A 22,244-nucleotide genomic window follows, 5' to 3' on the forward strand; every position below is an offset into this window, starting at 1 on the left:
CGGATTCACGGATTCTGATCGGACAACCTGGGGTACTGATGCGGACCATTGTGGACCTCCGCACTGACAACGCGGACCTCGACCCGTCCGAAGCCGTGCCGGGCGGCACGGCCCGGGACACCATCGACGGAAACTTCCGCGGAACGGGAACTTCGCCAGGTGCCGGTGCGCTTGCTTAGAGTGGCAGGTCTGGCAGGGAGTACCGGTCAGGAAGTCCAGTATCGCGATCGAAGGGACGTACATGCCCATGGGTCACACGGCCACCGCACAGGCCGGCTCCGGCGGCTTGACAGCGACCGAGCACCGCCTGGCCAACGGCCTGCGTGTGGTGCTCTCCGAGGACCATCTGACCCCGGTCGCCGCGGTCTGCCTCTGGTACGACGTCGGTTCGCGCCACGAGGTCAAGGGACGCACCGGTCTGGCTCACCTCTTCGAGCACCTGATGTTCCAGGGCTCGGGCCAGGTCAAGGGGAACGGTCACTTCGAGCTGGTCCAGGGGGCCGGCGGCTCGCTCAACGGGACGACCAGCTTCGAGCGGACCAACTACTTCGAGACCATGCCCACCCACCAGGTGGAGCTGGCCCTCTGGCTGGAGGCCGACCGCATGGGCTCCCTCCTCGCCGCCCTGGACGAGGAGTCCATGGAGAACCAGCGCGACGTCGTCAAGAACGAACGCCGCCAGCGCTACGACAACGTGCCCTACGGCACCGCGTTCGAGAAGCTCACCGCCCTCGCCTACCCCGAGGGCCACCCGTACCACCACACCCCGATCGGCTCCATGGCCGACCTGGACGCGGCCACCCTGGAGGACGCCCGCGCGTTCTTCCGTACGTACTACGCGCCCAACAACGCGGTGCTGTCGGTCGTCGGCGACATCGACCCCGAGCAGACCCTCGCCTGGATCGAGAAGTACTTCGGCTCCATCCCGTCCCACGACGGCAAGCAGCCCCCGCGCGACGGCACCCTGCCCGAGATCATCGGCGAGCAGCTGCGCGAAGTGGTCCACGAGGAGGTCCCGGCGCGCGCCCTGATGGCCGCCTACCGCCTCCCGCACGACGGCACCCGCGCCGCCGACGCGGCCGACCTGGCGCTCACCGTGCTCGGCGGCGGTGAGTCCTCCCGGCTGCACAACCGCCTGGTCCGCCGCGACCGTACGGCGGTGGCGGCGGGGTTCGGGCTGCTGCGGCTCGCCGGGGCGCCCTCGCTGGGCTGGCTGGACGTGAAGACCTCCGGCGGTGTCGCGGTGGAGACGATCGAGACCGCGGTCGACGAGGAGCTGGCCCGGTTCGCCGCCGAGGGGCCCACCCCGGAGGAAATGGAGCGCGCCCAGGCCCAGTTGGAGCGCGAGTGGCTGGACCGGCTGGGGACGGTCGCGGGCCGCGCCGACGAACTCTGCCGCTACGCGGTGCTGTTCGGTGACCCGCAGCTCGCCCTGACCGCCGTGGGCCGGGTGCTGGACGTCACCGCCGAGGAGGTGCGCCAGGCGGCCGCGGCGGCCCTGCGCCCCGACAACCGGGCGGTGCTCGTCTACGAGCCGGTCGAGCCTGCCGAGGACGGGGACGAGGCCACCGACGCGCCCGAGGGGACGGACAAGTGAGCGACGCCGCCGTGACTGGAGTAGCCATGGAGTACCACCCGCAGCCGACCCCGGGCACCGCCCGGCCGTGGGCCTTCCCCGCCCCCGAGCGCGGCGCCCTGCCCAACGGGCTGACCGTGCTGCGCTGCCACCGCCCCGGCCAGCAGGTCGTGGCCGTGGAGATCTTCCTGGACGCGCCGCTGGACGCCGAGCCCGAGGGCCTGGACGGCGTGGCCACGATCATGTCGCGCGCGCTCTCCGAGGGCACCGACAAGCACAGCGCCGAGGAGTTCGCCGCCGAGCTGGAGCGGTGCGGCGCCACCCTGGACGCCCACGCCGACCACCCCGGCGTCCGGGTCTCCCTGGAGGTCCCGGCCTCCCGGCTGGCCAAGGCGCTCGGCCTGGTCGCGGAGGCCCTGCGCGCCCCGGCCTTCGCCGAGAGCGAGATCGAGCGGCTCGTCGGCAACCGGCTCGACGAGATCCCGCACGAGCAGGCCAACCCGTCCCGGCGCGCCGCCAAGCAGCTCTCCAAGGAGCTGTTCCCGGCCACCGCCCGGATGTCCCGCCCCCGGCTGGGCACCGAGGAGACCGTGCGGCGGATCGACGCGGCCGCCGTGCGCGCCTTCTTCGACGCCCATGTCCGCCCGGCCACCGCGACGGCCGTGATCGTCGGTGACCTGACCGGCATCGACCTGGACGCCCTGCTCGCCGACACCCTCGGCGACTGGTCGGGCGACGCGGGCCAGGCCCGCCCGGTCGCCCCGATCACCGCCGACGACGCCGGTCGCGTCGTCATCGTGGACCGCCCCGGCGCGGTCCAGACCCAGCTGCTGATCGGCCGCATCGGCCCGGACCGCCACGAGAGCGTCTGGCCCGCCCAGGTGCTCGGCTCCTACTGCCTGGGCGGCACCCTCACCTCCCGGCTGGACCGGGTGCTGCGCGAGGAGAAGGGCTACACCTACGGCGTGCGGGCCTTCGCCCAGGTCCTGCGCTCCGCCGGGCCCGACGCGGGCGGTGCGGCGATGCTCGCCATCAGCGGTTCGGTGGACACCGAGTCCACCGGCCCGGCCCTGGACGACCTCTGGAAGGTCCTGCGCACGCTGGCCGCCGAAGGGCTTACCGACGCCGAGCGCGAGACGGCCGTGCAGAACCTGGTGGGCGTCGCCCCGCTCAAGTTCGAGACGGCCGCCTCGGTCGCGAGCACCCTGGCCGACCAGGTCGAGCAGCACCTCCCCGACGACTACCAGGCCCAGCTGTACGCCCGCCTCGCGGAGACGGGCACCGTGGAGGCGACCGCGGCCGTGGTCAACGCCTTCCCGGTGGACCGGCTGGTCACGGTCCTGGTCGGGGACGCGGCGCAGATCGCGGAGCCGGTGAAGGCGCTCGGCATCGGAGAGGTGACCGTCGTCAGCGGCTGACACCGCACCGGCGCGGCAGAAGGAACGAGGGTCCCGGTTCGCCGGGGCCCTCGCTTTTTGCGCGTTAAGTCCCAAATGTGCCTCTTCCTCCAAGAGGGTGACGATCTGCCCTGTGGGATGCGCGACAAACCCCCCTGTCCGTTTGGTGATGCGCAGCCGCCCCGCCTAGCGTCGGCCCGGCTGTCCGCCACCCGTATGCCGCACCCGCGGCGCCGGGCAGCCATCGCCGAGTCCCCGTCAGGCGCGAGCCTGGGGAGCCGGGGACCCACACGCAGTCCCTGGGGTGAATCGGATCCCCGTGCCGCGAACCGGCCCGGGAGTCCGTAGGAGACCTTCCTGCTCCGAACCCGTCAGCTAACCCGGTAGGCGAGAAGGAAGGAAAGGATCCAGCCCCTCCATGGCGTTCACCCGTGCCACCGGGAAGCACCGTGCCCCGAGCCGCCTGACCCGCCGCAGCGCCCATGTCGCCGGCGTCACGGCCCTGGCCACCACCGGCGTCCTCGGCACCCTCGCCTCGCCGGCCACCGCGGCGGACTCCGAGGCCGCCCGGACCGTCGAGACCGGACTCACCCAGGCCATCACCCTCGACGCCACGCTCGCCGAGCGGCTCGACGCCCAGGCCCGCGCCCAGCACCAGCAGGCGGCCGACGCGGCCAGGGCGAAGGCCAAGGCCGCCGCGGAAGCCAAGGCCAAGGCCGAGAAGGCCCGGGCGAAGGCGGAGGCGGAGCGCAAGGCCGAGGCCCGCGCGAAGGAGATCCGCGAGGAGAAGGCCCGGGCCGCCCGCGCCGCCGAGCGCGCCCGCCTCAACGCCTTCCACCTCCCCGTCGCCGGGTCCTACGTCACCACCGGCTACAAGTCGGGCGGCGCCCTCTGGTCCTCCGGCAGCCACTCCGGCGTGGACTTCCGCGCCGCCTCCGGCAGCTCCGTCGTCGCGGTCGGCGCCGGTACGGTCGTCGAGGCCGGCTGGGGCGGGGCGTACGGCAACAACGTGGTGCTCCGGATGGCCGACGGCACGTACACCCAGTACGGCCACCTCTCCTCGATCACCGTCTCCGTCGGCCAGAGCGTCACCTCCGGCCAGCAGGTCGGCCTCTCCGGCTCCACCGGCAACTCCACCGGCCCGCACCTGCACTTCGAGGCCCGGACCACCCCGGAGTACGGCTCGGACATGGACCCGGTCGCCTACCTGCGCTCGCACGGCGTCAACGTCTGACGCGCACGGCACCGACGCCCGGCCCGGGCAAGCGGTCCGGCGAACCGGCCCCACGGTCCGGTCGGGCCCCACGGTCCCGTCCGGCCCCACGGTCCGGTCGGGCCCCACGGTCCCGTCCGGCCCCACGGTCCGGTCGGGCCCCACGGTCCCGTCCGGCCCCACGGTCCGGTCCCGCGCCTTCCGGAATCCGCCAGAAGATATCCCTCGATTCCGACCCGCCATCGGAAATTGCGGCGGATTGCAATAGAGTCACGGAACAGGTGTCGGCCGGCCGCGTCTCGCGGGGATTATGGCGGAGGTTCGGACATGCGCATTCCCGCGCAATCGGTATGCACGGCAATCCGTGACGACATCGTCTCCGGTGTCTACGAACGCGGCAGCCGCCTCACCGAGGAACTGCTGGCGCGGCGGTACGGGGTCTCCCGCGTCCCGGTGCGCGAGGCGCTGCGCACGCTGGAGTCCGAGGGCTTCGTCGTCACCCGCAGGCACGCCGGGGCCTGCGTCGCCGAGCCCACCGAGCAGGAGGCCGCCGACCTGCTGGAGATCCGGATGCTCCTGGAGCCGCTCGGCGCGGCCCGGGCCGCCCAGCGCCGGACGGAGGCCCACCTCAAGGTGCTCCGCGGCCTGGTCCGGCTGGGCCAGGAGCGGGCCCGCCGGGGCGAGGGGGAGGACCTGCGGGCGCTGGGCGGCTGGTTCCACGAGACCCTCGCCCAGGCCTCCGGCAGCCCCGGCCTCATCGCCCTGCTCACCCAGCTCAGGCACAAGACCGCGTGGATGTACGCCGTCGAGCAGCCGGCCCGCCCCGTCGACTCCTGGGCCGAGCACGGTGCCATCGTGGACGCGGTGGCGCGCGGCGACGCGGAGCGGGCGAGGGCGCTGGCCGCCCAGCACGCGGAACGGTCGGCCGCGGCCCACCGGCTCCGCCGCCGCCCGGACCGGCCCGGCCGTCACCCGGCGCCGCGGTCCCGGGTGAGTTCTTCGCAACACGGCGTAAACATTGCGAGTGCCCGCCATTAACAAGGAAGCCGTATACAAAGAGAAGTAATTCCGGGGGCTTTTCCGTGCTGCCCTCGAATAGCCGGTCGCGGGTCGGGCCCGGGTGCGGAATAAAGAAAGAGCCGTGGTCCCCTCAGGGGATCCACGGCTCAGTCCTCCGTACCGTCAGACGGTTTCGGGCAGCTCCTCGAGACCCTCGGCGACCAGCTTCGCCAGACGGTCCAGGGCGGCCTCGGCGTCGTCCGCGTCCGAGGCGAGCACGATCTCCTCGCCGCCCTGGGCGCCCAGGCCCAGCACCGCGAGCATGGAGGCGGCATTGACCGGGTTGCCGTCGGCCTTGGCGATCGTCACGGGGACGCCGGAGGCCGTGGCGGCACGGACGAAGATGGAAGCGGGGCGGGCGTGCAGGCCCTCGGCCCAACCGACGTTTACGCGGCGCTCAGCCATGGTTCTGCCCTTCACATATCAATGGTTGTCTAGACCAGTCTCTCATGCGGTGCGTACTGCTCTGCCCGGCCTCTCCTCCGGCCGGTCCCGTCCGGATCGTCCCCAGACTGCCCCGGTACCGAACCCTCCGCGACCGGGACGCCGGTCGTAGGCTTTGCCCATGGAGCCCACGCCGGAGCAGAGTCCGCATCACGCGTACCCCGACCACTGGGAAGCGGACGTGGTGCTCCGCGACGGGGGCACCGCGCGCATCAGGCCGATCACCACGGACGACGCCGAGCGGCTGGTCAGCTTCTACGAGCAGGTCTCCGACGAGTCGAAGTACTACCGCTTCTTCGCCCCCTACCCCCGCCTTTCCGACCGGGACGTGCACCGCTTCACCCATCACGACTACGTCGACCGGGTGGGGCTGGCCGTCACGATCGGCGGCGAGTTCATCGGAACCGTCCGCTACGACCGCATCAACGAACAGGGCAGGCCCGCCTCCGCCCCCGCCGACGAGGCCGAGGTCGCCTTCCTCGTCCAGGACGCCCACCAGGGCCGCGGGGTCGCCTCCGCGCTGCTCGAACACATCGCCGCCGTCGCCCGCGAGCGCGGCATCCGGCGCTTCGCCGCCGAGGTGCTCCCCGCCAACACCAAGATGATCAAGGTGTTCCGGGACGCCGGCTACACCCAGCAGCGCAGCTTCGAGGACGGCTCCGTCCACCTCACCCTCGACCTCGAACCCACCGAGAAGTCCCTCGCCGTGCAGCGCGGCCGGGAGCAGCGCGCCGAGGCCCGCTCGGTGCAGCGCCTCCTCGCCCCCGGCTCCGTCGCGGTGATCGGCACCGGCCGTACGCCCGGGGGAGTGGGCCGCACGGTGCTGCGCAACCTCCTCGCCGCAGGCTTCACCGGCCGCAGTTACGCCGTGAACCGGGCCTTCGACGAGAGCACGACCACCCTCGACGGCGTCCCCGCCCACCGCTCGCTCGGCGAGATCGGCGAGCGGGTCGACCTGGCCGTCATCGCGGTCCCCGCCCACCGGGTCCCCGAAGCCGTCGCCGACTGCGGCGAGCACGGCGTCCAGGGGCTCGTCGTCCTCTCCGCCGGATACGCCGAGCGGGGCTCGGCCGGCCGCGAGCTCCAGCGCGAACTGGTCCGCCAGGCCCGCTCGTACGGCATGCGGATCATCGGCCCCAACGCCTTCGGCATCATCAACACCGCCGAGTCCGTCCGGCTGAACGCCTCCCTCGCCCCCGAGTCGCCCGCCCGCGGCCGGATCGGCCTCTTCACCCAGTCCGGCGCCATCGGCATCGCCCTGCTCTCCGGCCTCCACCGCCGGGGCGCGGGCCTCTCCTCGTTCATCTCGGCGGGGAACCGGGCCGACGTCTCCGGCAACGACTTCCTCCAGTACTCCTTCGAGGACCCGGACACCGACGTCGCCCTCCTCTACCTCGAATCGCTCGGCAACCCGCGCAAGTTCACCCGCCTCGCCCGCCGGACCGCCGCCACGAAGCCCGTCGTCGTGGTCAAGGGCGCCCGGCACAGCGGCACCAACCCGCCCGGCCACGCCGTCCCCGTCAGCCGCATCCCCGACGCCACCGTCTCCGCCCTGATGCGCCAGGCGGGCGTCATCCGGGTCGACACGGTGACCGAGATGGTCGACGCCGGACTGCTCCTGGCCGACCAGCCCCTCCCGGCCGGCCCCCGGGTCGCGATCCTCGGCAACTCCGAGTCCCTGGGCCTCCTCACCTACGACGCCTGCCTCGCCGAGGGGCTCCGACCGCGCCCGCCGGTCGACCTCACCACGGCCGCCTCCCCGCAGGACTTCCGGGACGCGCTGGCCGAGGCGCTGGCGGACGGGACCTGTGACGCCGTGATCGTCACCGCCATCCCGTGGGTCGGTGAGAACGGCAACGCGGAGACCGGCGACGGCGAGGTGCTGGCCGCCGCCCTGCGCGGAGCGGCCGCCGGAGGGCCGGCCAAGCCCGTCGCCGTGGTCCACGTGGAGATCGGCGGCCTCGCGGAGGCGCTCGCCGCCGCCAGCAGCACGGCCGCCCCGCGCACCCGCCCCACGACGCTCGCCGGCCGCCCCGCCGCCACCGCGTCGGGAGCATCGGCAACCACGGGCACCACATCGGCCCCCACCACCACAGCACCCACACCGACCACCACGGACACCACAGCACCCACAGGCACCACGGCACCCACCCCGGACACCCCGCAGCCCGCCGCCCCCGGCCGCATCCCCGCCTACCCCGCCGCCGAACGGGCCGTACGGGCGATGGCCGAAGCCGTGAAGTACGCGCAGTGGCGGCGGCAGGCGGCCACCCCCGGCAAGGTGCCCGAGTTCCTCGACGACACCATCGACGAGCCCGGCACCGCCGCCCTGATCGACACCCTGCTCGGCACCGCCCCCGACCCGCGCGGCCGCCCCCTCACCCACGACGAGGCCGGCGAACTGCTCGGCCGGTACGGCATCCCCGTACGCCCCACGCTCCCCGCCCCGGACCCCGAGGCCGCCGTCGCCGCCGCGGCCCGGCTCGGCTACCCGGTCGCGCTGAAGACCACCGCCCCCCATCTGCGCCACCGCGCCGACCTCGGCGGCGTACGGCTCGACCTCACGGACGAGGAGGCGCTGCGCCGCGCGTACGGAGAGCTGACCGACCTCCTCGGCAAGCCCGCCGAACTCCTCCCGGTCGTCCAGGCCATGGCCCCCCGGGGCGTGGACACGGTCGTCCGGGCCTCCATCGACGCCGCCGCCGGGGCCATCCTCTCCTTCGGCCTCGCGGGCGCCCCCTCCGAACTGCTGGGCGACACCGCGCACCGGCTGGTCCCCGCCACCGACCGGGACGCCGCCGAGCTGATCCGCTCCATCAAGGCGGCCCCGGTCCTCTTCGGCTGGCGCGGCTCGGCCCCCGTGGACACCCCGGCCCTGGAGGAGCTGCTGCTGAGGCTCTCCCGGCTGGTCGACGACCACCCCGAAGTGGTCTCCGTGGCGCTGGAGCCGGTGGTCGTCGCCCCCCAGGGCATCACCGTGCTCGGCGCGAGCGTCCGGCTGGCCCCGCCGCCCCCGCGCGGCGACCTCGGCCCCCGCCGTCTACCGAACTACTGATCCGCCCCGTCCGGGAGCCCCCAGGGCGTCCCCGGCAGTCACCGGCCCCCCGTAGGATGGTGCACATGGCAAAGACCGGTACGACGACCCAGGGGCTGCGCGCGGCGATCGAGCGCAGCGGCTACTACCCGGCCCTCGTGGCCGAGGCGGTCGAGGCCGCCGTCGGCGGGGAGCCGGTCGCTTCGTACCTGGTCCACCAGGAGACCACGTTCGACTCCAACGAGGTCCGCCGCCATGCCACCGTCCTCGTCCTGACCGAGCACCGGTTCATCGTCAGCCACACCGACGAGCAGGCCGCCGACACCAGCTCCCCGACGCCGTACGCCACCACCTCCACCGAGTCGGTCAAGCTGGAGCGGATCTCCTCCGTCGTGGTCAGCCGGGTGGTGGCCAACCCGGAGAAGTACGTCCCGGGCACCCTGCCCCGCGAGGTCGTCCTCACCATCGGCTGGGGCGCGGTCTCCCGGATCGACCTGGAGCCCGCCGCCTGCGGCGACACCAACTGCGAGGCCGACCACGGCTACACGGGCAGTTCCACCGCCGACGACCTGAGCCTGCGCGTCAGCGAGGCCGGTGACGGCCCCGACGCCGTCCGCCAGACCCTCGCCTTCGCCCAGTCCCTCTCCGAGGCCACGGCCGCCACCGCCGCGACCGGCCGGTGATGGCCCAGGCCGCCTGGCAGGACCCCGTCCCGCTCGCGCTCGACACCGCACCCGTCCCGGCCTACGGCAGCGGCTCGCTGGCCGACCTGCTGCCGACCCTCGCCGCCGGGCAGGGGGTGGACGGGCTCACCGCCGCCATCCCCGAGCTGACCCCCGCCGACCGCAACTGCGTCTTCCTGATCGACGGCCTCGGCTGGGAGCAGATCAAGGCCCACCCCGACGAGGCCCCCTTCCTGCACTCCCTGCTCCCCACCTCGCGCGGCGGCACCGGGCGCCCCATCACCGCGGGCTTCCCCTCCACCACCGCGACCTCGCTCGCCTCGGTCGGCACGGGACTCCCGCCCGGCGCCCACGGCCTGCCCGGCTACACCGTGCGCAATCCGGAGACCGGCGAGCTGATGAACCAGCTCCGCTGGCGCCCGTGGAGCGAGCCCAAGGTCTGGCAGCCGTATCCCACGGTCTTCCAGCTGGCCGACGCGGCGGGCGTGCGCACCGCGCAGGTCTCGTCCCCGGACTTCGAGCACACCCCGCTCACCAAGGTCGCGCTCAGCGGCGGTTCCTTCCTCGGCCGGCTCTCCGGCGAGGACCGGATGGACACCGCCGCCCAGCGCCTCGCCGCCGGGGACCGCTCGCTCGTCTACACGTACTACAGCGAGGTCGACGGCAAGGGCCACCGCTTCGGCATCGACTCCGACGCCTGGCGCGGACAGTTGATGTACGTCGACGGGCTCGCCCAGCGCCTCGCGGAACAGCTCCCGCCGCGCTCGGCGCTCTACATCACCGCCGACCACGGCATGATCGACATCCCCTTCGACGAGCAGTCCCGGATCGACTTCGACGAGGACTGGGAGCTGCGCGCCGGCGTCGCGCTCCTCGGCGGCGAGGGCCGCGCCCGCCATGTCTACGCGGTGCCCGGCGCCCAGGGGGACGTCCTGGCCGTCTGGCGCGAGGTGCTCGGCGAGCAGTTCTGGGTGGCGAGCCGGGACGAGGCCGTCGCGGCCGGCTGGTTCGGGCCCGCCGTCGACGAGCGGGTGTACGGCCGGATCGGCGATGTGGTCGCCGCCGCCCACGACGACGTCGTCATCACCGCCTCGGTCAACGAGCCGCACGAGTCGGCCATGGTCGGCATGCACGGCTCCCTGACCCCCGTCGAACAGCTCGTCCCGCTGCTCGAAGTACGCTCGTAACCGCGTTCTCCCCCCTCCGCTGTTCTGAAAGGTGCTCGACCCCTCATGCCCGAGCTGGTGTTCTTCTCCGGAACCATGGACTGCGGAAAGAGCACGCTGGCCCTGCAGATCGGTCACAACCGCTCCGCGCGCGGCCTCCAGGGCGTGATCTTCACCCGGGACGACCGGGCGGGCGAGGGAAAGCTCTCTTCCCGGCTCGGCCTGGTGACCGACGCGGTGGAGGCCGAGGAGGGCATGGACGTCTACGCGCACATCGTCGACCGGGTCAGCCGCGGCGGCAAGGTGGACTACGTGATCGTGGACGAGGCGCAGTTCCTCGCCCCGGCCCAGATCGACCAGTTGGCACGTGTCGTCGACGACCTGGGGCTCGACGTCTTCGCCTTCGGCATCACCACCGACTTCCGCACCAAGCTCTTCCCCGGCTCCCAGCGGCTGATGGAGCTGGCCGACCGGATAGAGGCGCTCCAGGTGGAGGCGCTCTGCTGGTGCGGCGCCCGGGCCACGCACAACGCCCGTACGGTGGGCGGCGAGATGGTCGTCGAGGGCGCCCAGGTCGTCGTCGGGGACGTCAACCGGCGGGCGGACGAGGTCGGTTACGAGGTGCTGTGCCGACGCCACCACCGCCGCCGGATGACCGCCCAGACCGCCGGTGCCGGGGCCCTCTCCCCGGACGTGCTCCCGGTCGCCGCCGACGGCTGAACGGCCCGAAGGCTCCCTGGAGCGCCCCGACGCCCCTCAACGCGAACCCGGGGCCGCCTACTGCCCGGAGGACCGGACGACGGTGAAGGCAGCGCCCTCCGGGTCGGCCACCGTCGCCAGCCGGCCGCTCGCCCCCTCGCGCGGCGGCTGCAGGACGTGCCCGCCCAGCTCCACCACCCGGGCGGCCGCCTCGTCCACGTCCGCGACCTCGAAGTACGTCATCCAGTGCGGGCCCCGGTCGCGCGGCAGGGCCTGGCCGACCCCGTGCAGAGCGGCCACCGGGCGCCCCTCCAGGTGCAGGGTCTGGTAGTCGAAGTCGGCGGATACCACCGCCTCGGTCTCGTAACCGAAGACCGTCTGGTAGAACTTCGCGACCATCGAGGTCTCCCGGGTCACCAGCTCGTTCCAGACGGGGGTGCCGGGGGCGCCCGCCGTCATGGTCCCGATGTGGTCCGCGGCCTGCCAGACACCGAAGACGGCCCCGCCCGGGTCCGAGGCGATCGCGAGGCGCCCCGCCTCGTCCGCGTCGATCGGGCCGACCGCGACCGTACCGCCGCAGGAGCGGATCACCTCGGCGGTCAGATCCGCGTCGTCCGACGCCAGATAGGTGGTCCAGGCGATCGGGAGGTGCCGGTCGGGCGGCAGCTGGCCGATGCCCGCGACCTCCTCCCCGTCGAGGAAAGCCCGGACGTAGGGGCCCAGCTGGTCGGGGCCCGGGCGGAACTCCCACCCGAACAGGGCCCCGTAGAACTCCTGGGTCGCGGTCAGGCCGTGCACGATCAGACTCACCCAGCAAGGTGTTCCGGGCGTACGCCGGGCGGCAGCCTCGGTCATCGTCTTGTCTCTCCTCGGACCGTTGTGGTGGCCGTACAGGGGAACGCGGCGGTGCGGGCCGTCCCGGGTCGGGACGCGGACCGCACACCCCGTGCAGATGCTCGCACCACCCGCCGTGCGCGGGGCCCCGGCCGCGCCGCGTGCGCCGGGTTCTCGGTGCTCGCCGGGTTCCCGGCGGAGCGGGTGGAGCCGTCGGAGCCGTCGGAATCGGTGGCTCCGGTGGAGGGAGACCGCCACGCCGCGGTGAATCCGTACCGATGCCGGTACGGGTGCCACGGCCTCTGCGCGAGGATGGCACCCATGAAGCCCATCATCACCGCAACCGAATACGCGAGCGAGTCGACGGGACCGCGGCCCCCGGTCCTCCTGGACGTCCGCTGGCAGTTGGGTGGTCCGCACGGCCGCCCCGACTACGAGGCCGGCCACCTCCCGGGCGCCGTCTTCGTCGACCTCGACGCGGAGCTGGCCGGACCGGCGGGCAGCGGCGGCCGCCACCCCCTCCCGGACCCGGAGGCCTTCGGCGCCGTGATGCGCCGGGCAGGGGTCGGCCAGGACACCCCGGTCGTGGTCTACGACGGTGGACAGGGCTGGGCCGCCGCCCGCGCCTGGTGGCTGCTCCGCTGGACGGGCCACCCGGACGTACGGGTCCTGGACGGCGGGCTGGCCGCGTGGACCGGCGACCTCACCGCCGAGGTCCCGCACCCGGCCGAGGGCGATTTCCGGCCGAAGCCGGGCGCCCTGCCCACCCTGGACGCGGACGGGGCCGCCGCCCTCGCCCGTACGGGACTGCTGCTGGACGCCCGGGCGGCCGAGCGCTACCGGGGCGACGTCGAGCCCATCGACCGGGTCGGCGGCCACATCCCCGGGGCCGTCTCCGCCCCGACCACCCAGAACGTCACCGAGGACGGCCGCTACCTTCCGGCCGAACGGCTCACCGAGCGGTTCACCGCGCTCGGTGCGGGGAAGAGCGACGGGCCCGTCGGCGTCTACTGCGGCTCGGGGGTCTCCGGCGCCCACGAGGTGCTGGCCCTGGAGATCGCCGGCATCCCCGCCGCGCTCTACCCCGGCTCCTGGTCCGAGTGGTCCGCCGACCCCGCCCGCCCGGTCGCGACCGGCCCCGACCCTCGATAAGGGCCGCCGCCCGGACGGAGAGGGGCCCGTACGCCATCGCGTACGGGCCCCTCTACCGCCGACCGGCACCTCCCGGTCAGTCCTGCTTCTTGCGGCGGGTACCGAAGACGATCTCGTCCCAGCTCGGCACGGCCGCCCGCCGCCCCGGCCGGACCCCGTCCGCCTCCGCCTGACGGTCCGTCGTCCCGGTCAGCCGGTCGCGGTGACCGGCCACCGCCCTCGGCATCAGCACGTCCGCGTACGCCGAACCGGCACCGGCGGAGGCCGCCGCCGCGGGCGGCTCGTCCGCCTCGGCCTCCTCGGCCGCGGGCTCCAGTGCGGGCGGCTCGGGCTGCGTGGGCCGCTCCGGCACCACCATGTCGCCCCGGAAGCTCGGCACCGCCTCCAGCAGGCTGGTCAGCGAGTCCCGCTCACCGGCCGACGCGCTGCTCACGTACTCCTCCGGCTCAAGAGCCGGAACGGGCCGCTCCACATGTCGCTCGATCTGCCGGTCCAGGGTGCGGTCCAGTGGCCGGTCGCGCGGCAGCCTGGCGATCCGGGGCACGAAGGGGAAGCTCGGCTCGGGGGCCGCGTCGTCCGTCTCCCCGATCAGGGAGCGTGCCTCGTCGTCGACGGCCTGGACCAGTCGGCGCGGCGGGTCGTAGCTCCAGCTCGCTGAGTGCGGTTCGCCCGCGACCCGGTAGACGAGCAGGACCTCCCAGGTGCCGTCGTCACGGCGCCAGGAGTCCCACTGGACGGTCTCCTTGTCGGCTCCGCGCAGCAGCAGCCGCTCCTGCACCGCCTCGCCGAGCTGAGGGCCGGTGTTCTCGCCGGGACGGCGCACGGGGGTCTTCCGGGCCCGCTCCGCCATGAAGGCGCGCTCCGCGAGCACGGGGCCCTCGAAGCGGCGGACACGGTCGACCGGGATGCCGGCGAACTGGGCGACCTCCTCCGCGGAGGCACCGGCCCTTATGCGGGCCTGGATGTCGCGGGGGCGGAGGTGGCTCTCCACCTCGATCTCGATCTGGCCCAGCCGGGCGCGGTCGTTGCGCACGGCGGCGCGCAGCCGCTCATCGATCGGAAGCGTGTATTCCGTGCTGTCCGCAGCCTTGAGCACCAGTCGTGTGCCGTCGTTGGAGACGGCCACGACACGCAGTTCGGGCATGGGGACCTCCCGGGTGGTGCCTGCCGACGTCACGTGCGTCGCTGCTTCCGCTAGTCGAGTGTGACCTGCCCGGGTGCAGCCTGCCACAACCTTGCCAAGTTGCCCGGCGTGTCGGGCGCTCGCCCTGGAACGCCGCCATGACACGGTTGTCTCTTGCGCCCCAAAGTGACCGATTTGGTCGCTCTGTGGAGCAAGCGCCCGCGCAATGCCTTGGTGCCGCCGGTTCGAGTGCCGCCGCCGGCCCCCTCCCTCAGCTGCGGATACCCGTATGGGAGTCCGCCCCAGGGCTCGTCACAGTACTCCATTCGGGCCACCGGGGTGGACCGGCGCGCCGCCGAACTTCTCGGGAGGCCCGGGAGTTGGGGTACCCACTTCCCAGCGATATGCCCCTGATGCGTGGCGTGCTTCACACAATCACCGGAAACGGAACTATCCACTTCGCTCATTTGTCCCTTCCTGTTGCATGGTGGGAGAGATGTCAAGCAGGGGCTGGTAATGGTTCAGAAGCCGGAAAGTGACATAGAACCCAAGGAAAGGCGCATCGATCTGAGTCTCCCGCAGGTCGCCGGGAGCGCCGTGGCCGCCGTCGCGGCAGCGGTGGCGGCCTCGCAGCTGGGCGTGTACGGGACCATCGCCGGGGCGGGCGTGATGAGCGTCGTCGCCACCTGTGGGGGCTCCGTCTTCCAGCACTTCTTCCGCCGTACGGGCGAGCAGATCCGCGAGGTGACGGTCCAGGTGACCCACCCGGAGGGCCGCCAGGTGACGGTGCGCACCAAGGAGACGACGCCGGCCGGGCGCAGATCCGCCGAGCGGAGGCCGGAGCCCGGCCCCGGTCCGGGGCAGGGCCCGGCGGAGGACGCCACCACGGTGCTGCCGACCGTCGACCCCGGCGCGGTCCCGGAGATGGCCCTGGACGCCGTCCCGGACACCGAGCGCACGCAGCTGCTGAGGCCGGTCGCGGACCCGGACCGTACGCAGGCGCTCGGCACGGTCCCCGCCGACGACGGACGCACCCGGCTGCTGGGACCGGTGGCAGACCCGGACCGTACGCGGATGCTGCCGCGGGCCGGGGAGCGCACCCGGATGCTGCCGGGGGCGGCGGTCCACTCCACCTGGACCGACGGAGCCCCGGCCGACGGCGCCCTCACCGGCGACGCGTTCACCGAGGGCACCACCCACGGCACCCGGCTGCGCGGCTGGAAGCGGCCCGCGCTGGCGGCGGCCGCCGTCTTCGCCGTGGCCATGGGCGGGATCACCGCCTTCGAGGTGATCTCGGGCAACGACCTCAGCGGGGGCAAGGGCACCACCCTCGGTTCCGTCGTCCGGAGCGGCGGCGGCCGCGACTCCGGCCCCGCCGACCCCGCGCCCTCCGGCGACACCGGCCGGGACGGGGGAGCGGACGAGCAGCGGCAGAGTCCCGGCAGCGGTGACGGCGACGGTGGGAAGGAGGGCAGCGGTACGGGCTCCACCACCGACCCCGGCACGGGCGGCGGTACGAGCCCCGACCCCGGCACGGGCACCGGCGGCGAGAGCCCGGGCACCGGGTCCACCCCCACGCCCACCCCCTCCGGGGGCACCACCACGCCCGCCCCGACGCCGACCCCGTCGGCCCCCGACGGCAACGGGACCGGCGCCCCCGACCCGACGACCGGTACGGGCCCCGGCGGCGCCCCCGGCCAGGTCGAGCAGGCCCCGCCCGCAGGCGGCGCCGGCGCCGAGTGACCGGCGTACCGGAGAACGCTTCGGCCCCTTCACCACCGTGAGGGGGCCGAACTCGTTCACCGCCGTGCCGCCTTGCCGACTTGCCGGTCCGCCGACTCGTCGGCGGAGGCTCACTCCCCGAGGACCCGCCGCAGATAGTCGTTGCCGAACATCCGGTCCGGGTCGAGCCGGTCCCGTACGGCGGTGAACTCCCCGAACCGCGGGTAGACCCCCGCGAGATACTCCGCGTCCCGGGTGTGGATCTTGCCCCAGTGCGGGCGGCCCCCGTGCGCGGTCATGATCCGTTCGACCGCCGTGAAGTACGAGCGGTGGGGCGTGCCCCTGTAGAGGTGGACGGCGATGTAGGCGCTGTCGCGTCCGGAGGCGGTCGAGAGGGCCATGTCGTCGGCGGGCGCGGTCCGCACCTCGACCGGGAAGCTGATCTTCAGCGGGGAGCGCTCGACCATCGCCTTCAGCTCCCGCAGCGCCGTCACCGCCCGCTCCCGCGGAACGGCGTACTCCATCTCCACGAACCTCACCCGGCGCGGGCTGGTGAAGACCTTGTAGGGGATGTCGGTGTAGGTGCGGGCGGAGAGGGCCCGGCTGGAGAGCTTGGCGATGGACGGGATGGTCGCGGGGACCGCCCGGCCGACCGAACAGGCCACCTGGAAGACCCCGTTGGAGAGCAGCTCGTCGTCGATCCAGCCGCTCACCCTCCCGGGCGGGGCGGCGGGGCCTGCGCTGCGGTTGTTGCGCTTGGTGTTGCAGTTGCCCGTGTGAGGGAACCAGTAGAACTCGAAGTGCTCGTTCTCCGCGACCAGCTGGTCGAACTCGCCCGTCACCCGGTCGAAGGCCATCGGCTCCTCCCGGGCGGTCAGCAGGAAGACCGGTTCCACGGCGAGGGTGACCGCGGTGATCACCCCGAGGGCGCCGAGCCCGACCCGGGCGGCGGCGAACACCTCCGGGTTCTCCCGCTCCGAGCAGACCAGGACCGTGCCGTCGGCGGTGACCAGCTCCAGGGCGCGGATCTGGGCGGCTATGGAGGCCGAGTCGCGGCCGGTGCCGTGCGTTCCGGTGGAGGTGGCCCCGGCGACCGTCTGCTCCATGATGTCGCCCATGTTGGTGAGCGAGAGCCCCTCCCGGGCCAGCGCGGTGTTGAGGCGCTTGAGCGGAGTGCCCGCCTCCACGGTGACGGTCATCGCCGTGCGGTCGATGTCCCGGATGCCGGTGAGCAGGTCCGGGCGGATCAGCACCCCGTCGGTGGCGGCGGCCGCGGTGAAGGAGTGGCCGGTGCCGACCGGCTTCACCCGCAGCCCGTCCGCGTGGGCCCGGCGCACCACGTCCACCAGCTCGTCCACGGACGCGGGGGACTCGGTCCGGGCGGGCCGGGCGGTGACGGTCCCCGCCCAGTTACGCCACGCGCTCGTCGTCTTCCGTGCGTAGGTGTCGCTCATCTTCCCCGCGCCCTCCCGTAGGAACCGGCTTCGCCAGCCGGCGATACCCCAGGAACGCCACCGCCGCCGCGAGCGCCCCCGCCGCGACGGGCACCGCGTACCCCGCCTTCGCCCCGGCGGCGTCGACCACCCAGCCGGCGGCCGAGGAGCCGAGCGCCACTCCGACCGCGAGCCCGGTACTGGTCCAGGTCATGCCCTCGGTCAGCTTGGTGCGCGGTACGTGCGCTTCGACGAGAGCCATCGTGGTGACCATCGTGGGTGCGACGGAGATGCCCGCGACGAAGAGCGCCACGGCCAGCAACGGAAGGTTCCCGGCCAGTAGGAGGGGGATCATACTCACGGCCATCGCGCAGACGCCCACCAGCCACCTGGTCGCGGGGCTCCCCTTCAGGTGCAGCAGGCCGAAAACGGCCCCCGCGAGGCAGGAGCCCAGTGCGTAGACGGCCAGCACCAGGGAGGCCGCCGCCTTCTTGCCGCTCTCCTCCGCGAACGCCACGGTGACCACGTCCACCCCGCCGAAGATGGCGCCCGTCGCCACGAAGGTGGCCACCAGCACCTGGAGCCCCGGCGAGCGCAGCGCCGAGCCGCCGGTGTGCAGCGACTTGGGGTGCGGGACGGGCTCGGTGGCGCGCTGGGCGGTCAGCCAGAAGACCCCGACCAGCAGGAAGAGGGCGGCGATCAGCGGACCCGCCTCGGGGAACCAGGCGGTGGAGAGGCCGATCGAGATGATCGGGCCGAAGATGAAGCACACCTCGTCGACGATCGACTCCCAGGAGTACGCCGTGTGCAGCTCACGGCTGGAACTCCGGTAGATCGCCGCCCAGCGGGCCCGGACCATCGACCCCACGCTCGGCACGCAGCCCGCGGCCGCCGCGAAGACGAACAGGGTCCAGTCCGGCGCCCCCCGCTGGGCGCAGATCAGCAGCCCCGCCACGGCCGCCACCGCCACCAGCGTGAAGGGGCGCAGCACCCGGCGCTGCCCGTACCGGTCGACCAGGCGCGAGACCTGCGGACCGAAGACGGCGGCCGCCATGGCGAGCGTCGCGGTGAGCGCCCCGGCCAGCCCGTAGCGGCCGGTGAGCTGCGAGATCATGGTCACGACGCCGATGCCGAGCATGGAGAGCGGCATCCGGCCGAAGAGCCCGGCGGCGGAGAACCCCCGGGAACCGGGGGCGGCGAAGATCGTGCGGTAGGGGCTGGGCAAGAGGGTGCTCCGGTCGTGCCTGTCATGCGTGTAGCTGGCCGATACAGCTTACGGCCGGGGGGAAGTGCCGGACACCGGGATTCCGGCCGCCGGGGGAGCCCGGCCGGCGACGGGTGGAGCGGCGCGGGCGGGCGCGTGACCAGGGCGCGGAAAGGGGGCCCGGACTCCCGGTTCCGGCACTTGCCGACGGGGCGTCGGATGTCGGTTGCCGCGCGGTCGGAGGCGGGTGGCAGGATCGGTGCCATGTCCGATCTGCGCGATCCTGCTCCCTACGACGCCCTGCTGCTGCTCTCCTTCGGCGGTCCTGAGGGCCCGGACGACGTGGTCCCGTTCCTGGCGAACGTGACCCGCGGCCGGGGCATCCCCGAGGAACGGCTCAAGGAGGTCGGGCAGCACTACTTCCTCTTCGGCGGGGTCAGCCCGATCAACGCCCAGAACCGGGCGCTGCTGGACGCCCTGCGCAAGGACTTCGCCGACCACGGCGTGGACCTGCCGGTCTACTGGGGCAACCGCAACTGGGCGCCGTACCTCACCGACACCCTGCGCGAGATGACCGCCGACGGCCACCGCCGCATCGCCGTCCTCGCCACCAGCGCGTACGCCTCCTACTCGGGCTGCCGCCAGTACCGCGAGAACCTGGCCGAGGCCCTGGCCGCCCTGGAGGCGGAGGGGCTGGACGTGCCGCGGGTGGACAAGCTGCGCCACTACTTCAACCACCCCGGTTTCGTCCGGCCCATGGTCGACGGCGTCCTCGCCTCGCTGGCCGACCTCCCCGAGGACGTCCGCGCTGGCGCGCACCTCGCCTTCACCACCCACTCCATCCCGACCTCCGCCGCCGACGCCTCCGGCCCCATGGAGGACCACGGGGACGGCGGCGCGTACGTCGCGGAGCACCTGGACGTGGCCCGGCTGATCGTGGACGCGGTGCGGGAGGAGACCGGCACCGAGCACCCCTGGCAGCTCGTCTACCAGTCCCGCAGCGGCGCCCCGCACATCCCGTGGCTGGAGCCCGACATCTGCGACCACCTGGAGACCCTGCACGGCGAGGGCGTCCCCGCCGTCGTGATGGCGCCCATCGGCTTCGTCTCGGACCACATGGAGGTCCTGTACGACCTCGACACCGAGGCCACCGCCAAGGCCGCCGAGCTGGGTCTTCCGGTCCGCCGGTCCGCGACCGTGGGCGACGACCCGCGCTTCGCCGCCGCCGTACGGGAGCTGCTCCTGGAGCGCGCGGCGAGCGAGCGGGGGCGCGCGGTGACCCCCTGCGCGCTGGGCTCCCTCGGCCCGTCCCACGACCTCTGCCCGGTCGGCTGCTGCCCGGCCAGGGCCCCGAAGGCGGCCGCGGCCGGCGCCGACAGCCCGTACGCGTAACGCATCCGTCCCGTCGAGCCCCCTGGGAGCCCCCGTGACCGACCCCGCCCTCACCGAACTGCTCGACCTCGCCCTGGAGGCCGCGCGCCGCGCCGGAGCCCTGCTGCGCGACGGCCGCCCCGCCGACCTGGGGGTGGCCGCCACCAAGTCCAGCCCCATCGACGTGGTCACCGAGATGGACATCGCCGCCGAGAAGCTGATCACCGGCTATCTCACCGACTTCCGCCCCGACGACGGCTTTCTCGGCGAGGAGGGCGCCAGCTCCCCGGGCTCCACCGGCATCCGCTGGGTCATCGACCCGCTCGACGGCACCGTGAACTATCTCTACGGCCTGCCCACCTGGGCCGTCTCCATCGCCGCCGAGCGCGACGGCGAGCGGGTCGTGGGCGTCGTCGAGGCCCCGATGCGCGGCGAGACGTACCAGGCGGTGCTGGGCGGCGGTGCGTACGCGAACGGCAACGCCCTGCGCTGCCGCCCCGCCCCGCCGTTCGACCAGGCCCTCGTCTCGACCGGCTTCAACTACGTCGCCCACGTCCGCGCCCACCAGGCGGACGTGGCCCGGCAGCTCATCCCGAGGCTCCGCGACATCCGGCGCGGCGGCTCGGCCGCCGTGGACCTCTGCGATGTGGCGGCGGGCCGCCTGGACGGCTACTACGAGCGCGGGCTGCACCCCTGGGACCTGGCCGCGGGCGACCTCATCGCCCGGGAGGCGGGCGCGCTGACCGGCGGCCGCCCCGGGCAGCCCGCCGACGGCGACCTCACCGTGGCGGCGACCCCCGGGGTCTTCGAGCCGCTCCAGACGGCCCTGGAGGAGCTGGGCGCCTGGCACGACTGACCCCGCAGGCGCCCTGGTGGGAGCTGTACGGGGTGCTGGGCACAGCGGAGGGCCCCGGGGGCCATGACGGCTCCCGGGGCCCTCCGCCGTACGGCTCAGACGCTCGTGGCGCCGATTTCCACGCCGTGCTCGGCCGCGAGGCGGTGCAGGTCGTCCAGCTCGCCCTGCTCGACATCCGCCAGGAAGTCGTCGCCGTCCTCGCGAGCCCGCGTGAGGTCGGACTCGGTCGTCTTGATGCGTTGCAGCAGACCTGCGGTGAAAGCGTCCATGATGCGCCCCCTCATCGTGGGTCGGTGGCACGGGGGTGTGCCCGGGATCCCTCCGGCGGGAGAGCCGGAGAGGCGGGTGATCTCGCCGCTTCTCCGGGGAAAACGGAGAGGGGCCGTGGCGGGCCACGGGCCGGACGTGATCGCGGGTGTGAACCCCTCATCCCCATGCGCAACCTCACGGAAACCTCAACTGGCCGGTGAATCCGCCCCCTTCCCGGGGTGCGGGGCGGCCCAGCGCCGTCTTACCGCCGGTTTATACGCGTTGCGGGCAGGATGGATGTACACGGTCGGCCTCCCCTGGGGGCCGTTCGCTGTGTGAACCCGTAGAAGGACCTAAGGAAGGAATGCGCTGTGCGCGTACTCGTCGTCGAGGACGAGCAGCTGCTCGCGGATGCGGTGGCCACCGGGCTGCGCCGGGAGGCCATGGCCGTCGACGTCGTCTACGACGGTGCCGCGGCCCTGGAGCGCATCGGGGTCAACGACTACGACGTCGTCGTGCTGGACCGGGACCTTCCGGTGGTGCACGGCGACGACGTCTGCCGCCGGATCGTCGAGCTGGGCATGCCCACCCGGGTCCTCATGCTCACCGCCTCCGGTGACGTCAGCGACCGGGTCGAGGGGCTGGAGCTGGGCGCCGACGACTACCTCCCCAAGCCCTTCGCCTTCAGCGAGCTGACCGCCCGGGTCCGCGCGCTCGGCCGCCGTACGACGGTCGCGCTGCCCCCCGTCCTGGAGCGGGCCGGGATCAAGCTCGACCCCAACCGCCGCGAGGTCTTCCGGGACGAGGTGGAGATCCAGCTCGCCCCCAAGGAGTTCGCGGTGCTGGAGGTCCTGATGCGCAGCGAGGGCGCCGTCGTCTCGGCGGAACAGCTCCTGGAGAAAGCCTGGGACGAGAACACCGACCCCTTCACCAACGTGGTGCGGGTCACGGTCATGACGCTCCGCCGCAAGCTCGGTGAACCGCCCGTGATCGTCACCGTACCGGGCTCCGGATACCGGATCTGAGGAC

At 73.5% G+C, this 22,244-nt stretch carries 19 protein-coding genes and 1 riboswitch; of the genes, 13 read left to right on the top strand and 6 right to left on the bottom strand.

The window, feature by feature from the left end; genetic code table 11:
- Window positions 1-241: 241 nt before the first annotated feature.
- The 4 genes from ACQ9ZG_RS26340 (at window position 242) to ACQ9ZG_RS26355 (ending at window position 5,224) form a co-directional block, all read left to right on the top strand.
- Window positions 242-1,597, top strand: coding sequence for a M16 family metallopeptidase (locus ACQ9ZG_RS26340; RefSeq protein WP_026237568.1), 1,356 nt, complete (start codon window positions 242-244; stop codon window positions 1,595-1,597).
- A gap of 26 nt (window positions 1,598-1,623) precedes the next feature.
- Window positions 1,624-2,994, top strand: a complete 1,371-nt coding sequence (locus tag ACQ9ZG_RS26345; protein ID WP_018488292.1) for a M16 family metallopeptidase — start codon at window positions 1,624-1,626, stop codon at window positions 2,992-2,994.
- 214 nt (window positions 2,995-3,208) lie between these two features.
- Window positions 3,209-3,377: riboswitch (cyclic di-AMP (ydaO/yuaA leader) on the top strand.
- Between the two features lie 14 nt (window positions 3,378-3,391).
- On the top strand, window positions 3,392-4,207 hold the full coding sequence (locus tag ACQ9ZG_RS26350; RefSeq protein ID WP_028419091.1) for a M23 family metallopeptidase: 816 nt from the start codon (window positions 3,392-3,394) through the stop codon (window positions 4,205-4,207).
- A gap of 306 nt (window positions 4,208-4,513) precedes the next feature.
- Window positions 4,514-5,224, top strand: a complete 711-nt coding sequence (locus tag ACQ9ZG_RS26355; protein WP_109917455.1) for a GntR family transcriptional regulator — start codon at window positions 4,514-4,516, stop codon at window positions 5,222-5,224.
- Between the two features lie 144 nt (window positions 5,225-5,368).
- On the opposite strand, the gene ACQ9ZG_RS26360 is transcribed toward ACQ9ZG_RS26355, so the two are convergent.
- A complete protein-coding gene (locus tag ACQ9ZG_RS26360) occupies window positions 5,369-5,650 on the bottom strand; it encodes an HPr family phosphocarrier protein (protein ID WP_007449776.1) in 282 nt (93 codons plus the stop codon).
- Window positions 5,651-5,810: 160 nt separating this feature from the next.
- Between ACQ9ZG_RS26360 and ACQ9ZG_RS26365 the strand changes: the two genes are divergently transcribed.
- From ACQ9ZG_RS26365 to ACQ9ZG_RS26380, 4 genes are all read left to right on the top strand, one after another.
- Window positions 5,811-8,744 (top strand): bifunctional acetate--CoA ligase family protein/GNAT family N-acetyltransferase, encoded by a 2,934-nt coding sequence (locus tag ACQ9ZG_RS26365; RefSeq protein ID WP_499281288.1) that lies wholly within the window; start codon window positions 5,811-5,813, stop codon window positions 8,742-8,744.
- Between the two features lie 65 nt (window positions 8,745-8,809).
- On the top strand, window positions 8,810-9,406 hold the full coding sequence (locus ACQ9ZG_RS26370; protein WP_018488287.1) for a DUF5998 family protein: 597 nt from the start codon (window positions 8,810-8,812) through the stop codon (window positions 9,404-9,406).
- Window positions 9,406-10,593 (top strand): alkaline phosphatase family protein, encoded by a 1,188-nt coding sequence (locus tag ACQ9ZG_RS26375; RefSeq protein WP_109916083.1) that lies wholly within the window; start codon window positions 9,406-9,408, stop codon window positions 10,591-10,593. The genes ACQ9ZG_RS26370 and ACQ9ZG_RS26375 overlap by 1 nt, the downstream gene beginning before the upstream one ends.
- 45 nt (window positions 10,594-10,638) lie before the next feature.
- Window positions 10,639-11,292 (top strand): thymidine kinase, encoded by a 654-nt coding sequence (locus ACQ9ZG_RS26380; RefSeq protein WP_028419095.1) that lies wholly within the window; start codon window positions 10,639-10,641, stop codon window positions 11,290-11,292.
- Window positions 11,293-11,349: 57 nt separating this feature from the next.
- Here the strand turns inward: ACQ9ZG_RS26380 and ACQ9ZG_RS26385 are convergent, their stop codons facing one another.
- Window positions 11,350-12,126, bottom strand: coding sequence for a VOC family protein (locus tag ACQ9ZG_RS26385; RefSeq protein ID WP_109916084.1), 777 nt, complete (start codon window positions 12,124-12,126; stop codon window positions 11,350-11,352).
- 300 nt (window positions 12,127-12,426) lie between these two features.
- Here ACQ9ZG_RS26385 and ACQ9ZG_RS26390 point away from each other — a divergent pair, with 300 nt between their 5' ends.
- Entirely contained in the window at window positions 12,427-13,257 is an 831-nt protein-coding gene (locus ACQ9ZG_RS26390; RefSeq protein ID WP_084991671.1) for a sulfurtransferase, read from the top strand.
- Between the two features lie 76 nt (window positions 13,258-13,333).
- Here ACQ9ZG_RS26390 and sepH read toward each other — a convergent pair whose 3' ends face one another.
- The gene (sepH, locus tag ACQ9ZG_RS26395; protein WP_028419098.1) at window positions 13,334-14,401 is read right to left on the bottom strand and encodes a septation protein SepH; all 1,068 of its coding nucleotides are present in this window, start codon (window positions 14,399-14,401) and stop codon (window positions 13,334-13,336) included.
- 495 nt (window positions 14,402-14,896) lie between these two features.
- Here sepH and ACQ9ZG_RS26400 point away from each other — a divergent pair, with 495 nt between their 5' ends.
- Complete coding sequence (locus tag ACQ9ZG_RS26400; RefSeq protein ID WP_499281289.1) at window positions 14,897-16,123, top strand: hypothetical protein; 1,227 nt, start codon at window positions 14,897-14,899, stop codon at window positions 16,121-16,123.
- A gap of 110 nt (window positions 16,124-16,233) precedes the next feature.
- On the opposite strand, the gene ACQ9ZG_RS26405 is transcribed toward ACQ9ZG_RS26400, so the two are convergent.
- Together ACQ9ZG_RS26405 and ACQ9ZG_RS26410 are read right to left on the bottom strand one after the other, a co-directional pair.
- Window positions 16,234-17,556, bottom strand: a complete 1,323-nt coding sequence (locus ACQ9ZG_RS26405) for a D-arabinono-1,4-lactone oxidase (protein WP_028419100.1) — start codon at window positions 17,554-17,556, stop codon at window positions 16,234-16,236.
- Complete coding sequence (locus tag ACQ9ZG_RS26410; protein ID WP_109916798.1) at window positions 17,513-18,760, bottom strand: MFS transporter; 1,248 nt, start codon at window positions 18,758-18,760, stop codon at window positions 17,513-17,515. Before ACQ9ZG_RS26410 ends, ACQ9ZG_RS26405 begins: the two co-directional genes overlap by 44 nt.
- A 243-nt stretch (window positions 18,761-19,003) precedes the next feature.
- Here ACQ9ZG_RS26410 and ACQ9ZG_RS26415 point away from each other — a divergent pair, with 243 nt between their 5' ends.
- Window positions 19,004-20,131, top strand: a complete 1,128-nt coding sequence (locus ACQ9ZG_RS26415; protein ID WP_499281290.1) for a ferrochelatase — start codon at window positions 19,004-19,006, stop codon at window positions 20,129-20,131.
- Between the two features lie 34 nt (window positions 20,132-20,165).
- Window positions 20,166-20,966: an inositol monophosphatase family protein gene (locus ACQ9ZG_RS26420; protein WP_028419103.1), complete on the top strand. Its 801-nt coding sequence runs from the start codon at window positions 20,166-20,168 to the stop codon at window positions 20,964-20,966.
- A gap of 95 nt (window positions 20,967-21,061) precedes the next feature.
- Here ACQ9ZG_RS26420 and ACQ9ZG_RS26425 read toward each other — a convergent pair whose 3' ends face one another.
- Window positions 21,062-21,235, bottom strand: coding sequence for a hypothetical protein (locus ACQ9ZG_RS26425; RefSeq protein ID WP_162888441.1), 174 nt, complete (start codon window positions 21,233-21,235; stop codon window positions 21,062-21,064).
- A gap of 351 nt (window positions 21,236-21,586) precedes the next feature.
- On the opposite strand from ACQ9ZG_RS26425, the gene ACQ9ZG_RS26430 reads away from it, so the two are divergent.
- Window positions 21,587-22,240: a response regulator transcription factor gene (locus ACQ9ZG_RS26430; protein WP_003965735.1), complete on the top strand. Its 654-nt coding sequence runs from the start codon at window positions 21,587-21,589 to the stop codon at window positions 22,238-22,240.
- Window positions 22,241-22,244: the final 4 nt, after the last annotated feature.

The sequence above is a fragment of the Streptomyces araujoniae genome (genome assembly GCF_050871195.1).
GTDB classification, from domain to species: Bacteria; Actinomycetota; Actinomycetes; order Streptomycetales; family Streptomycetaceae; genus Streptomyces; species Streptomyces bacillaris.